This is a genomic window from Streptomyces sp. NPDC059398 (assembly GCF_042751845.1).
GTDB lineage: Bacteria > Actinomycetota > Actinomycetes > Streptomycetales > Streptomycetaceae > Streptomyces.
In genome coordinates, this window is record NZ_JBHYWP010000030.1 from 1 (window position 1) to 13,071 (window position 13,071).

Annotated in this window: 10 protein-coding genes; 3 read left to right on the plus strand and 7 right to left on the minus strand. The window is 72.3% G+C overall.

Going from position 1 to position 13,071, the window contains the following annotated elements:
• Nucleotides 1-95: 95 nt before the first annotated feature.
• A complete protein-coding gene (tuf, locus tag ACFXBC_RS13725) occupies nucleotides 96-1,292 on the minus strand; it encodes an elongation factor Tu (protein WP_385023057.1) in 1,197 nt (398 codons plus the stop codon).
• 385 nt (nucleotides 1,293-1,677) lie between these two features.
• On the opposite strand from tuf, the gene ACFXBC_RS13730 reads away from it, so the two are divergent.
• Nucleotides 1,678-2,382, plus strand: coding sequence for a TVP38/TMEM64 family protein (locus ACFXBC_RS13730; protein WP_385023059.1), 705 nt, complete (start codon nucleotides 1,678-1,680; stop codon nucleotides 2,380-2,382).
• A gap of 306 nt (nucleotides 2,383-2,688) precedes the next feature.
• Nucleotides 2,689-3,156: a nucleotidyltransferase domain-containing protein gene (locus ACFXBC_RS13735; protein WP_385023061.1), complete on the plus strand. Its 468-nt coding sequence runs from the start codon at nucleotides 2,689-2,691 to the stop codon at nucleotides 3,154-3,156.
• A 34-nt stretch (nucleotides 3,157-3,190) separates the two neighbouring features.
• Here the strand turns inward: ACFXBC_RS13735 and ACFXBC_RS13740 are convergent, their stop codons facing one another.
• The 3 genes from ACFXBC_RS13740 to ACFXBC_RS13750 are packed head-to-tail and all read right to left on the minus strand — an operon-like array spanning nucleotide 3,191 to nucleotide 6,096.
• Nucleotides 3,191-4,315, minus strand: a complete 1,125-nt coding sequence (locus tag ACFXBC_RS13740) for a slipin family protein (protein WP_385023063.1) — start codon at nucleotides 4,313-4,315, stop codon at nucleotides 3,191-3,193.
• A gap of 9 nt (nucleotides 4,316-4,324) precedes the next feature.
• A complete protein-coding gene (locus ACFXBC_RS13745) occupies nucleotides 4,325-4,810 on the minus strand; it encodes a hypothetical protein (RefSeq protein ID WP_385023065.1) in 486 nt (161 codons plus the stop codon).
• Nucleotides 4,810-6,096 carry a molybdopterin-dependent oxidoreductase gene (locus ACFXBC_RS13750; RefSeq protein WP_385023067.1) on the minus strand — a complete coding sequence of 429 codons (1,287 nt, stop codon included), beginning with the start codon at nucleotides 6,094-6,096 and terminating at the stop codon, nucleotides 4,810-4,812. Before ACFXBC_RS13750 ends, ACFXBC_RS13745 begins: the two co-directional genes overlap by 1 nt.
• Before the next feature lie 194 nt (nucleotides 6,097-6,290).
• On the opposite strand from ACFXBC_RS13750, the gene ACFXBC_RS13755 reads away from it, so the two are divergent.
• The gene (locus tag ACFXBC_RS13755) at nucleotides 6,291-7,688 is read left to right on the plus strand and encodes a hypothetical protein (RefSeq protein ID WP_385023069.1); all 1,398 of its coding nucleotides are present in this window, start codon (nucleotides 6,291-6,293) and stop codon (nucleotides 7,686-7,688) included.
• A gap of 77 nt (nucleotides 7,689-7,765) precedes the next feature.
• Here the strand turns inward: ACFXBC_RS13755 and meaB are convergent, their stop codons facing one another.
• From meaB to ACFXBC_RS13770, 3 genes are all read right to left on the minus strand, one after another.
• The gene (meaB, locus tag ACFXBC_RS13760; RefSeq protein ID WP_385023071.1) at nucleotides 7,766-8,761 is read right to left on the minus strand and encodes a methylmalonyl Co-A mutase-associated GTPase MeaB; all 996 of its coding nucleotides are present in this window, start codon (nucleotides 8,759-8,761) and stop codon (nucleotides 7,766-7,768) included.
• Nucleotides 8,762-8,902: 141 nt separating this feature from the next.
• Nucleotides 8,903-11,104, minus strand: a complete 2,202-nt coding sequence (scpA, locus tag ACFXBC_RS13765) for a methylmalonyl-CoA mutase (protein WP_385023073.1) — start codon at nucleotides 11,102-11,104, stop codon at nucleotides 8,903-8,905.
• Nucleotides 11,104-13,008 (minus strand): methylmalonyl-CoA mutase family protein, encoded by a 1,905-nt coding sequence (locus tag ACFXBC_RS13770; RefSeq protein ID WP_385023075.1) that lies wholly within the window; start codon nucleotides 13,006-13,008, stop codon nucleotides 11,104-11,106. Before ACFXBC_RS13770 ends, scpA begins: the two co-directional genes overlap by 1 nt.
• Nucleotides 13,009-13,071 lie beyond the last annotated feature (63 nt).

Here is a 13,071-nt window from a genome sequence, read left to right on the forward strand (position 1 = left end):
GCCCCCCGTCACCCCCGCCCACTCGCGCCCGCCCGCGGGGGCGGGCGCCCCCCCCCCCGTTTCCGCGGGGGGGGGGCCGCACCGGGTCCGGCCGGTCAGGCCCCGTCGCCGGTGACCTCGGTGACGGTGCCGGCCCCGACCGTGCGGCCGCCCTCGCGGACGGCGAAGCCGAGACCGGGCTCCAGCGGTACGTCACGGCCGAGCGAGACGGTCATCGTGACCGTCTCACCGGGACGGGCCACCGAGAGCCCGCCGAGGTCGACATCGCCGACCACGTCCGCGGTACGGATGTAGAACTGCGGCCGGTACCCGGTCGAGACCGGGGTGGTCCGGCCGCCCTCGGCCGCCGACAGGACGTACACCCGCGCGGTGAACCGGCGGCGCGGTGTGACGCTGTCCGGGGCGGCCACCACGTCGCCACGGCGTACCGCGTCCCGTGGCACCCCGCGCAGCAGCAGCGCCACGTTGTCCCCCGCCTCGGCCTCCGACATCGGCTTGCCGAAGGTCTCAAGGCCGGTGACGACCGTGCCGTCCGGGCCCGCGTCGGCGCCCAGCAGCTGAACCCGGTCGCCGACCCGGATCCTGCCGCGCTCGACGGCACCGGTGACGACCGTGCCGCGGCCGGTGATGGTCAGCACGTTCTCAACCGGCAGCAGGAAGGGCGCGTCGGTGTACCGCTCGGGCATCGGGACATAGGTGTCCACCGCGTCGAGCAGCGCCTCGACCGAAGCGGTCCAGCGCGGGTCGCCCTCCAGCGCCCGCAGCCCCGACACCCGTACGACGGGGGCCGCGTCCCCGCCGTACCCGTGGGCGGAGAGCAGTTCCCTGACCTCCAGCTCGACCAGGTCGGTCAGCTCGTCGTCCCCGGCGTCCGCCTTGTTGAGCGCGACGACGATGTGGTCGACGCCGACCTGACGGGCCAGCAGTACGTGCTCGGCGGTCTGCGGCATGATCCCGTCGAGCGCGGAGACGACGAGGATCGCCCCGTCCAGCTGGGCGGCGCCTGTGACCATGTTCTTGATGTAGTCCGCGTGGCCCGGCATGTCGACATGGGCGTAGTGACGGGTGTCGGTCTCGTACTCCACGTGCGCGATGTTGATGGTGATGCCACGCCGTGCCTCCTCCGGGGCCCGGTCGATCCGGTCGGAGGAGACGAAGGAGGTGCCGCTGTCCGCGCGGTCGCTGAGCACCTTGGTGATGGCGGCGGTCAGGGTGGTCTTGCCGTGGTCGACATGGCCCATGGTGCCGATGTTGAGGTGGGGCTTGGTGCGCACGTATGCCGTCTTGGGCATGGCCTGTTCTTCCTCAGGATCTCGAAGCGTGGGACCCCCGGGTCCGGCCGACCCTCCCCCTGCGGGGTCCGCCGGACGATCCGGGAAGGGTCAGCTTCGGGCGCCGCCGAGGGTGGCGGCGGCAACGGCCTTGCCGTGCTTGGCCGTTGCCGGCGGAGCGAGGAGACCGGCAGCCTTCGGCGCGTCCGCGACTGCGGACGGCGCTGCGGGCAAGGCGTACCGGAACATGGTGCTGATCCTGCCCCGGGTCCGCCCGCCCGTCGACCGGTTTTCCGCCCGTGCGCGGCGCCGTGACGGTCCGCCGGGCGCTCCGGGGCGGGTCGGGGGTCGGCTCCCGGGCCTGAGCATTACGGCGATCACACGCGGGGTCGGTTAGTCTCCCGGGATGCTGGAGCCCGCTGCCCGCCCCACCGCCGGCCTGACCGCGCGCTGCGTCAGGGCGCTTGCCTCGCCCTGGTCCCGGCTCTCCCTGCTCGTGGTGCTGCTGGTCGCCGCGGCGACGCTGATGCTCCTCTTCCAGCCGCAGCGGCTGCTCGCCGCCGGCTGGCCTCCGCAGCTCAGCGGTGTCTCGGCCGTGGTGCTTTTCTCCGCCGCGTACGGCGCGTGCACGGCCGCGTTCGTACCCCGGCCGCTGCTGAACCTCGCCGCGGGCGCCCTCTTCGGCAGCCAGGCCGGGCTCGCCGCGGCCGTCGCGGGGACGGTGCTGGGTGCCGGTGTCTCCTTCGGTCTCGGCCGGCTGCTCGGGCAGAGCGCGCTGCGGCCGATGCTGCGGGGGCGCTGGCTGAGGGCGGCCGACGGCCAGCTGAGCAGACACGGCTTCCGCTCGATGCTCGCGCTGCGGCTCTTCCCGGGTGTGCCGTTCGCCGCCGCCAACTACTGCGCTGCGGTGTCCCGGATGGGGTGGCTGCCGTTCCTGCTGGCCACCGGGGCCGGATCGGTGCCGAACACGGCGGCGTACGTGGTGGCGGGCAGCCGGGCATCGTCCCCCACCTCTCCGGTCTTCCTTGCCGCGATGGGGTTCATCGTGGTGTCGGGGGCGGGGGCCGCGTGGATCGCCTGGCGCAAGCGGCACCGGCTGCCCGGTCGCTGACGGCGTACGGGGGCCGCGGGCGCGGCAGTCGGCCGGTGGGGCAGGGGGCGAAATGCCCGCGCGGGCGGCGGCCTCACCGCGTTAGGGGCTGTCCGGCGGATCAGGGCGCAGGTGTCGCCGGTTCCCAATCGGTCCTGGTGAGCGGGGTCTGGTGCGTCCAGCTGCAAGGCGGAGGAGGGCGGCGACGCGGAGCGTCGTCAACCGACGACAACGCCGCAGATGGGCGTGCCAGACCCCGCGTCTGCGGCATGATCCGCCGGACAGCCCCTAGTGTGCTGCTCGTGATGACCGCGCGGGACCTGCTCGATGATCGCCCTGCTGCGCCGGGCGGGCATCGGGGTCTGGCTCGCGGGCGGCTGGGGCATTGACGCCCTGGTGGGCGAACAGACCAGGGAACACCGCGACATCGACCTGCTGCACCGCGCGGAACAGGAGCCGGAGCTGCTGGCGGCGCTGTCGGCGGCCGGTTTCACCGAATCGCTCGACTGGCGCCCGGCCCGCTTCGTGTACACGCACCCCTCGGGGCGCGAAATCGACCTGCACCCCCTGGTGTTCGCCCCGGACGGTTCGGCCGTACAGCAGTCGCTCGATCCGGCGGAGCCGTTCCGCTACCCCGCGGAGTGCTTCGTCTCCGGCAGCGTCGCGGGACGGGCCGTCGACTGCGTCTCCGCCGAGCAGCAGGTGCTCTTCCACCAGGGATACGCTCCGGCCGACCGGGACCGGCACGACATGGCGCAGCTGCGGCGCGTCTTCGGGATCGGCACACCCTGCTGAGGGATCGGCACAACCTGCCTAGCGGGCGGCCGGCTCACCTTTCGGTCTCTTCTCCGGTCCCGGGGCCCAGGTCCTGATCGCGGGGCTGCGGTCCTGACAGGTCGTCGTCCGGTACGGGAGGACCGTCCTCGATATCGCTCCCGGTACCGCCCTCGGACTCTGCCCGGCCGGTACCGGGCGGGGCAGAATCCGGCCTCCGGGACTGTTCCAGCGCCTCCAGACCCGGCAGCGGTATCCCGAGCGAGGACAGGTCCACCTTCGCCGCCTCGACCTCGTCCGCGGAGAGACCCGGTACGGCCGCCTCCACCGCGTCGGCCACCGGAGTGTCGGATGTCTCGGCGGGGGCCTCGCCGGTGTCTGTGGTGGCCCCGTCCGCCGCATCCGCGCCCGGCGCCTGCTGGAAGCGCTGGGCCCGTTCCAGGAACCGGAGCAGCTCCACCGGGAACGGCAGGACCAGCGTGGAGTTCTTCTCGGAAGCGACCTCGGCCACGGTCTGCAGCAGCCGGAGCTGGAGGGCGGCCGGGTGTTTCGACATCACTTCGGCGGCCTGGGCGAGTTTCTTCGATGCCTGGAGCTCGGCGTCCGCGTTGATGACCCGGGCCCGCCGCTCCCGGGCGGCCTCGGCCTGCCGTGCCATCGACCGCTTCATCGTCTCGGGCAGCGACACGTCCTTGATCTCCACCCGGTCGATCTGTACGCCCCAGCCGATCGCCGGGCTGTCGATCATCAGCTCCAGGCCCTGGTTCAGCTTCTCGCGGTTGGACAGCAGATCGTCCAGGTCGCTCTTGCCGATGATCGAGCGCAGCGAGGTCTGTGCCATCTGCGAGACCGCGAACCGGTAGTCCTCGACGGCGATGACCGCGTCAGCCGCGTTGACCACCTTGAAGTAGACGACGGCGTCGACCCGCACCGTCACGTTGTCGCGGGTGATGCCCTCCTGTGCGGGGACCGGCATCGTCACGATCTGCAGATTCACCTTGTGCAGCCGGTCCACCCCCGGGATCACCGTGGTGAAACCCGGCAGCCGTTCCGCCTCGCGCAGTCGGCCGAAGCGCAGCACCACACCGCGTTCGAACTGCTTGACCACACGGGCCGCGGAGAGTCCGTAGACCGCGGCGAGACACACGATCACCACGATCACTGCCACCAGTACTTCCATGACGACTCCCTAGGGCACGAGTCGCTTACGTTTTCCACGATATGCCCCAAATGCCGCACTTGGCGATCGGCGCAGTGCCCTGCCCGCTCTCCAGAGGACCGCGAGCGCGAAGAGCGCCGCCGTGATCAGCAGCCACCGGGTCAGGAACACTCCGCCGGGCAGCCCCGTGGCCCGCCCATAGCGCTCCGGCGGCCCGAGGATGAGGGGGAACCAGACGAGCAGCAACAGCCCGGACAGCGCCGCCGGCACCCTCAGTGTGTTGGTCCAGCCCCGCCGCACCACGCCTGGCAGCGCCCGCAGGACCCGGTCGGCCAGCGAGTACAGCGGGATCAGCACCAGATCCTGGACGAGCGCGGCGCCCACGAACCAGACGACGGTCCCGTACGGGTCGCCGGACAGCAGCCGCATCCCCGCGTACGCCGCCACGGCGAAGGAGGCGAGCAGCACGGCGAGCTGCGGCGGCCTCGCCCCGTACCAGCGCTCGAACCGCCGCATCACAGCTCCCCGAAGGACAGTGAGGCCACCCATTTGGTGTTGAGCACACCGGGAGCGGCCGGGACGATGATCCGGGCCGGGTAGCCGTGGTCGGGCGAGAGGTCGGCGCCGTTGACTCGCAGCGCCAGCAGCGACCGCGGATCGCCGACCTGGTTGTCCCGCAGCGCCGCCTCCCGGAAGGAACCGTGCTGCTGAAGGGAGCGTACGAGCACTCCCGGCGGCCCGTCGGCGCCCACCAGGGCGGCCAGGTCCCGCAGCCGTACGCCGCGCCAGTCCTGGTCCGGTGTCGACCAGCCCTCCACACAGGCGATGGGGAGGTGCGCGCCGTGTTGCGGGAGGCGCAGCAGTTCCTCGCGCGTCAGCCGCACCGAACCTCCGGGACCCCGTACCTCAAGGCGCCAGCTGTCACCGGTGTCCCGGGACCTGATGCCGGCCGGCGCCGTGGTCTTGTTGATCTGGAAGCCGTTCGGGCCGGGCCCGGGCTCCGCGCCCCCGTGCGGCGCGAGCAGGGTCACCCGGCGCAGCGGCCCGCCGGTGCTCTGGCCCGCCGTCACCACGAGCAGCAGGAGTGATCCGCCGCCGACCAGCCCGATCAGCCCGCGCCGGGAGAGCGTCATCGGGGCGGGACGGGGCGTGACCAGGCCGGATCCGTCGGGCGGCTCCTGCTGACCGGCCGCCGGGTCCCGCAGCGGTGCCCGCAGCCCCCTCTCACGCAGGACCCGGACCGCCGCGGGAAGGCGGAGGGCCACATGTGCGGCGAAGGCTCCGGTGAACACCCAAGCCCCGTAGAAGTGCAGCGTGTAGAACGACCCGGGGAAGAGGTAGTCGAGCTGGATGTTGAGCAGCCCGGTGGCGAACTCGAAGAGCACCCCGCCGACCAGCAGCAGCAGCGAGACCCGTTCGAGGGCGTGGGCCACCGACCGGGCCGGCGGCAGCGCGAAGAGCTTCGGCACGACGGACCAGAGTTTGGCCAGCAGCACCGGCACGAGCACGACGCCGAGGGTCACGTGCGTCCCCTGCGTGAGGCGGTAGAGCCAGTGCGGCCGGGTGGGCCACGCGAAGAGGTAGAAGCCGAGCAGCCCCTTGCCCGGGGTCTTGTCGTTGACCGCGGCCAGATCCGGGTTGTAGGCGGCGTAGGAGAGCAGGCCCGTCACGACCAGCACGGTGATACCGGCCAGCAGGACCAGGCCGAGCAGCGCCGTCAGCCAGGGGCCGCGCAGCGGACTGCGCCAGAACCCGGGCGCGGTGGGCGAGATGATCTGCGGGGCGTTCTGCTTGGCACGCATGGCACTTCCCGGACGGCTCCGGCGGTGGTCGTCCACGGCCGCGCTCCGACGTTAGGCCGCAGAACCGGCCGTGCGAGGCCCGGAACCGATGACGAAACTCTGACGTCGACGGCGCCCGTACGGAGATCTGACGGTTCCGTGACGGACGGCGCCGCCTCGCCACCGCGCACCGGGCCGCCGCCTAGCGTGGGCCCGTGACAGCCCCCGCTCCCCTCACCCGGACATCCGCCGCCCCCGCGTCTCCCACGCGCCCCGGACGGCGTTCCGACGTCGTCGCCGCCATCGCCGGGGCGCTGCTCGTCGCCGTGGCCGCCGTCGTGGGCACCGTCGTCCAGAACACCGACGGCACCCTCCACGTGTCATGGCCGCCGCTGCTGGCCGAGTGGCTGCCGCATGTGGGGCCGGGCACTCCGGCGGCTCTCGCCGTCGCGGCCGTGGTGATCGTCCAGGGGCCGGTGCTCGCCGCCCGGCTGTCCTGGCGGACACTGACGTTGACGGTCTACGGGGCGTCGCTGGCCTGGATCTGGTCGCTGGCCCTGGTCGACGGCTGGCGGCGGGGCGTGGCGAACCGGCTCGTCAACAGGAACGAGTACCTCAGCGTCATCGACCGCTTCGCACACATCGGGCCGACGCTGCGGAGCTTCGACGAGCACATCCTGATCGGGCACCCGGGCAACTGGCCCGCCCATGTGGCCGGGCATCCGCCGGGCGCGACGCTGACCTTCGTCTGGCTGGACCGGATCGGCCTGGGCGGCGGTGGCTGGGCGGGCGTCTGGTGCATCACCGCCGGCGGATCGGCGGCGGTCGCCGTACTGGTCGCCCTCCGCGCCCTGGCCGGGGAGCGGACCGCGCGCCGGGCTGCGCCCTTCCTCGTCCTGGCCCCGGCCGCCGTCTGGATCGGGACATCGGCCGACGGCTACTTCGCCGCGGTCGCCGCCTGGGCGGTCGCCCTGCTCGCCCTGGCGGCCACCCGTACGGTCCGCTCCCCCGCGCTCGTCGCCCTGGCCTCCGGAGTGCTCTTCGGCTGGGCGCTCTATCTCTCGTACGGGCTGACGCTCTTCGCGGTACCGGCCCTCGCGGTGCTCCTCATCGCCCGTACCGCACGGCCGCTGGCGCCCGCGCTGGCCGGAGCCGCGCTGGTGGCACTCGTGTTCACGCTCGCGGGCTTCAACTGGTGGGAGGCGTACGGCCTGCTGGTGGAGCGCTACTACCAGGGGGTGGGCGGCGACCGGCCGCAGAGCTACTGGGTCTGGGGCAACCTGGCCTGCGCCGTGATCATCACCGGGACGGCGGCCGTGGCCGGACTGCGGCGGGCGGGGGCCGCGGCGCCGGGTGCGGTCCGCCGGTGGCGCGGGGCCCGGGACGAGGCAGCCGACCGGCTCGGGCTGCTGGTCCTGGCGGTGCTCATCGCGTTGCTCATCGCCGATCTGTCGGGCATGAGCAAGGCGGAGACGGAGCGCATCTGGATCCCGTTCGCGCTCTGGCTGCTGCCCGCGGCGGCGCTGCTCCCGGCCCGGGGCCGGCGCCGCTGGCTGGCACTCCAGGCGGCCCTCGCCCTGCTCGTCAACCATCTGCTGCTCACCACCTGGTGAGCCGCCCCACGACCTGGTGGGCACCGCCCGGCAATGCCCCGGCACCGCCCGGCGCCCCGCAGCTGGCTGACGCCCCCTCAGCCGGCTGACAGCCCCCGGAACGCGCCGAGGATCCGCTCGGCTGCCAGGGTCGGTGTCAACGTGCCGCCGCGCAGCTCCTGTTCGAGCAGCGGCGCGATCCGTCTGACCTCCGGATGCTCGTGGAGTTCCTTCAGCAGCCCCTCGCGCACCATCGTCCAGGCCCAGTCGACCTGCTGGTCACGCCGTTTGGCGGCCAGCCCGCCGGAGGAGTCCAGGACCTTGCGGTGCTGTTCGAGCCGCTCCCACACGGTGTCGAGCCCGAGCGACTCCCGGGCGCTGCAGCTGAGCACGGGCGGGGTCCACGCCGTATCGGACGGGTACATCAGCCGCAGCGCACCCGCCAGTTCACGGGCGGCGGAGCGCGCGTCGCGTTCGTGCGGGCCGTCCGCCTTGTTGACGGCGATGACGTCGGCCAGCTCCAGCACACCCTTCTTGATGCCCTGGAGCTGGTCGCCGGTGCGGGCCAGGGTGAGCAGCAGGAAGGAGTCCACCATCTTCGATACGGCGGTCTCGGACTGGCCGACACCGACGGTCTCCACCAGGACGACGTCGTAACCGGCCGCCTCCACGACGACCATGGCCTCCCGGGTGGCCCGGGCCACTCCGCCGAGGGTGCCCGCCGTCGGCGAGGGCCTGACGAAGGCGGCCGGGTCGACGGCCAGCCGCTCCATCCGGGTCTTGTCGCCCAGGATGGAGCCGCCGGTCCTGCTGGACGAGGGGTCGACGGCGAGCACCGCGACCCGGTGACCCAGCCCGGTGAGCAGGGTGCCGAAGGCGTCGATGAAGGTGGACTTCCCGACGCCGGGCACCCCGCTGATCCCGATCCGGCGCGCTCTCCCGGAGTGCGGGAGCAGCGCGGTCAGGAGCTGCTGGGCGAGGGCCCGGTGGTCCGCCCGGGAGGACTCCACCAGGGTGATGGCCCGTGCGACGGTGGCCCGTGACCCGTCGAGGACGCCCTGGGCATAGCGGTCCGGGTCGATGTGCGGTGCCATGGGCTGGGGCCTTTCGTTCGGGTCAGGCCGGACAAGGGAGCGGGGTCTGGCGCGTGCGGCTGCAAGGCGGAGGATTGAAGCAACGCGAAGGGGGTCCCCGTGCCAGACCCCGCGAGCCCGGCCTGACCCGAACGAGAGGCCCTACAACTCGTGGCCGAGTGCGGAGGCGAGCCGGACCACCAGGTCGTACGCCGCGTCCGGGATCACGGTGCCCGGCGGGAAGACGGCGGCGGCGCCCGCCTCGTGCAGGGCCGGGATGTCCGCGGGCGGGATGACCCCGCCGACGACGATCATGATGTCCTCCCGGCCCTCCGCCGCGAGCTCCTCCCGCAGTGCGGGGACGAGCGTGAGGTGTCCGGCGGCGAGCGAGGAGACACCGACGATGTGCGCGTCCGCCTCGACCGCCTGCCGTGCCACCTCGCCCGGTGTCTGGAAGAGCGGGCCGACGTCCACGTCGAAACCCAGGTCGGCGAAGGCGGTGGCGATCACCTTCTGGCCTCGGTCGTGGCCGTCCTGCCCCATCTTGGCGACGAGAATGCGCGGACGGCGCCCCTCGGCCTCGTCGAACGAGTCCACCAGCCGACGTGTGCGCTCCACGGACGGCGACTCCCCTGCCTCGGTCCTGTACACACCGGAGATCGTACGGATCTGTCCGGCGTGGCGCCCGTAGACCTTCTCCAGGGCATCGGAGATCTCACCGACGGTGGCCATCGCCCGCGCCGCGTCGACCGCGAGCGCCAGCAGATTGCCGTCCAGACCGGGTCCCGGTTCGCGGCCCGCGGCATCGGTCAGCGCCCGCAGCGCCTCCTGGCAGGCGTTCTCGTCGCGCTCCTCGCGCAGCCGCTTCAACTTGGCGACCTGCTGGGTGCGCACCGAGGAGTTGTCGACCTTGAGTACGTCGATCTCCTCGTCGGTCTCCACCCGGTACTTGTTGACGCCGACGACGGGCTGGCGTCCTGAGTCGATACGGGCCTGGGTGCGGGCCGCCGCCTCCTCCACCCGGAGTTTGGGGATGCCCGCGTCGATGGCCTGCGCCATCCCGCCGGCCGCCTCGACCTCCTCGATGTGCTGCCAGGCGCGCCGCGCCAGATCGTGGGTGAGCTTCTCGACGTACGCGCTGCCGCCCCACGGGTCGATGACCCGGCAGGTGCCCGACTCCTGCTGGAGCAGCAGCTGGGTGTTGCGGGCGATCCGGGCGGAGAAGTCGGTCGGCAGCGCCAGCGCCTCATCGAGTGCGTTGGTGTGCAGCGACTGGGTGTGGCCCTGGGTGGCGGCCATCGCCTCGACACAGGTGCGGGTCACGTTGTTGAAGACGTCCTGCGCGGTGAGCGACCAGCCGGAGGTCTGCGAATGAGTGCGCAGCGACAGGGACTTGGCGTTCTTGGGGTCGAACTGCCCGACCAGCCTGGCCCAGAGCAGCCGGGCCGCGCGCAGCTTCGCGATCTCCATGAAGAAGTTCATGCCGATCGCCCAGAAGAAGGAGAGCCGCGGCGCGAAGGAGTCGACGTCCATCCCGGCGGCGATCCCGGCCCGCAGGTACTCCACTCCGTCGGCCAGCGTGTAGGCCAGCTCCAGATCGGCCGTAGCACCGGCCTCCTGGATGTGGTAGCCGGAGATGGAGATGGAGTTGTAGCGCGGCATCTTCTGCGAGGTGTAGGCGAAGATGTCGGAGATGATCCGCATCGAGGGCTTCGGCGGATAGATGTAGGTGTTGCGGACCATGAACTCCTTGAGGATGTCGTTCTGGATGGTCCCGGCCAGCTTCTCCGGCGGTACGCCCTGCTCCTCGGCGGCGACGATGTAGAGCGCCAGTACGGGCAGTACCGCTCCGTTCATCGTCATGGAGACCGACATCTTGTCCAGCGGGATGCCGTCGAAGAGCTGACGCATGTCGTAGAGGGAGTCGATCGCGACACCCGCCATGCCGACATCGCCGGTGACGCGCGGGTGGTCGCTGTCGTAGCCGCGGTGCGTCGGCAGGTCGAAGGCGACCGAGAGGCCCTTCTGACCGGCCGCCAGATTACGGCGGTAGAAGGCGTTGGACTCCTCGGCGGTGGAGAATCCGGCGTACTGACGGATCGTCCAGGGCTGGTTGACGTACATCGTCGGATAGGGGCCGCGGAGGTACGGCGCGATCCCGGGGTAGGTGCCGAGGAAGTCGAGGCCCTCGGTGTCCTGGCCGGTGTAGAGGGGTTTGACCGGGATGCCCTCGGGGGTCTGCCACACCAGTTCGTCGACGCTGTGGCCGGTGGACTCCTTCACGGCCGCGCGCCACTGCTCGTCGGTCGCCCGGGCGGGGCCGGCGGGCCCCAGGTCGATCTCTGTGAAGTCCGGGATCTGCATTACGCCACTCCCATACGGTCGAGGACGGAGGTCAGCACGGCCACCACGTCTCCTCCGGCGAAGACGAACTCGTCCACACCGGAGGCCAGATACGCGTCCCGCCGCTCACCGGGGCGGCCGGCGAGGAACACCTGCCGCGCTCCGGCGTCCTTCAGCGCGGTGGCGGCGTCGGCCGCCTGTTCGGCGTAGACGGCGTCGCTCGAACAGACACAGGCCAGGGTGGTGCCTGCGTCGGCGAACGCCGCCGCGGCCGTGCCGGGGGCGCCCGGCACCGGTCCGTGCACCGGCTCGATGCCGCCCGCCTGGAAGAGGTTGGAGGCGAAGGTGGCCCGTGCGGTGTGCGCGGCGGCGGGGCCGAGTACGGCGAGGAACACCCGGGGGCGGGCACCGGTCGCCGCCAGATGGGCGTCCGAGCGGGCCCGCAGGGCTTCGAAGGCGTCGTCGCGGTGGACCACGGGAAGACCGCCGCCGGGGGCGGCGGGCACCGGGTCCCGGACGACGGCGCGCTCGTCGAGCAGCAGGAACTCGCTGACCCCGGTGATGGGCTCGCTCCGTACGGCCAGCTTCTCGCTGCGCCGCTCCCAGGTGGCCGCCAGCCGTCCGGCGATCAGCCCGGACCGCAGGGCCTGCTCCTGGCCCCCTCCGCCTTCGATCTCCTGGAACCACTCCCAGGCCGCCTGCGCCAGTTCACCGGTGAGCCGCTCCACGTACCAGGAGCCGCCCGCGGGGTCGATCACCCGTGCCAGGTGCGACTCCTCGACCAGGACGGTCGATGTGTTGCGGGCGATACGGCGGGCGAAGTCGTCGGGGAGGCCGAGCGTGTGGTCGAAGGGCAGCACCGTCACGGCGTCCGCGCCCCCGGTACCGGCCGCCAGACAGGCGACCGTCGTACGGAGCATGTTCACCCACGGGTCGCGCCGGGCCATCATGACCGGCGATGTCACCGCGTGCTGGTGCTGCGCCCCGGCCGCCGGAACGCCGCTCGCCTCGGCCACCCGGGCCCAGAGGCGGCGCGCCGCGCGCAGCTTGGCGATCGTCAGGAACTGGTCGGCGGTGGCCGCGTAACGGAATTCCAGCTGTCCGAAGGCGGCCGCGGTGTCGAGTCCGGCCGCGGTGAGCGCGCGCAGATACGCCACGGCGGTGGCCAGCGCGCACCCGAGTTCCTGGGCCGCCGATCCGCCTGCCGTGTGGTACGGCAGCGCGTCCACGACGACTGCCCGCAGCTGCGGATAGCGCTGGTGGCACAGCCCGGCCAGTGCGGCGGCCTGCGCGGTGTGCCCGGCGAGGCTCTCGTACTCTCCGGTCCGGGCCGCGTGGCCCAGCGGGTCCGCGCCGAGGGTGCCAAGCGCCGCCCCGGGGGCGACACCGCGCGCGTCGAAGAGCCGCAGCAACTCCCTTGCCGCGCTGTCGAATTCACCGCCCGCTTCGAGGACGACCGGGGCCAGGTCGAGATGGACCCCTTCGAGGGCGGTACCGAGACCGGTCACCGGTACACCGGCATCGCCCACGGTGAGCCATACGGAGGAGACACCGTTCTCCAGATCCGCGAGCACGGCCTCGTTGGTGCGCGCGGCGTCCGGCCTGCTGTGCCGCTGGCGTACGTCCCAGCCGCCGGTCACCCGGCCGGCCGGGGTACTGCCGCGGGTGAACGGGGCGAACCCCGGCAGCCCGGCCGGGGCCGTGGACGCGGTGGCCCCGCCGTCGCCGCCCTCCGGTGCGGTGTAGAGCGGCTGTACGACCAGACCGTCGTCCAGCTCGGTGGAGAGTGCTGTTTCCGCCGCCGTATCCGGGACATCCTTACCCGATTTGCGCAGCACACCTTCCACAAGGCGCTGCCACTGCTCATGGGTCGCATGCGGGAATCCGGCGGCCAGGGGGAACCCGTTGTCGGGCAGGACCGTCATGCTCAGATGCTAGGCGAGGGTGCCAGGTGTGCAGTTGAGAGAACCACTGTGACCTTGGACTCT

Coding starts and splice junctions, on each gene's coding strand:
- tuf (WP_385023057.1), bottom strand. CDS start 1,292: ATGCCCAAGACGGCATACGTGCGCACCAAGCCCCACCTCAACATCGGC.
- ACFXBC_RS13730 (WP_385023059.1), top strand. CDS start 1,678: ATGCTGGAGCCCGCTGCCCGCCCCACCGCCGGCCTGACCGCGCGCTGC.
- ACFXBC_RS13735 (WP_385023061.1), top strand. CDS start 2,689: ATGATCGCCCTGCTGCGCCGGGCGGGCATCGGGGTCTGGCTCGCGGGC.
- ACFXBC_RS13740 (WP_385023063.1), bottom strand. CDS start 4,315: ATGGAAGTACTGGTGGCAGTGATCGTGGTGATCGTGTGTCTCGCCGCG.
- ACFXBC_RS13745 (WP_385023065.1), bottom strand. CDS start 4,810: ATGCGGCGGTTCGAGCGCTGGTACGGGGCGAGGCCGCCGCAGCTCGCC.
- ACFXBC_RS13750 (WP_385023067.1), bottom strand. CDS start 6,096: ATGCGTGCCAAGCAGAACGCCCCGCAGATCATCTCGCCCACCGCGCCC.
- meaB (WP_385023071.1), bottom strand. CDS start 8,761: ATGGCACCGCACATCGACCCGGACCGCTATGCCCAGGGCGTCCTCGAC.
- scpA (WP_385023073.1), bottom strand. CDS start 11,104: ATGCAGATCCCGGACTTCACAGAGATCGACCTGGGGCCCGCCGGCCCC.
- ACFXBC_RS13770 (WP_385023075.1), bottom strand. CDS start 13,008: ATGACGGTCCTGCCCGACAACGGGTTCCCCCTGGCCGCCGGATTCCCG.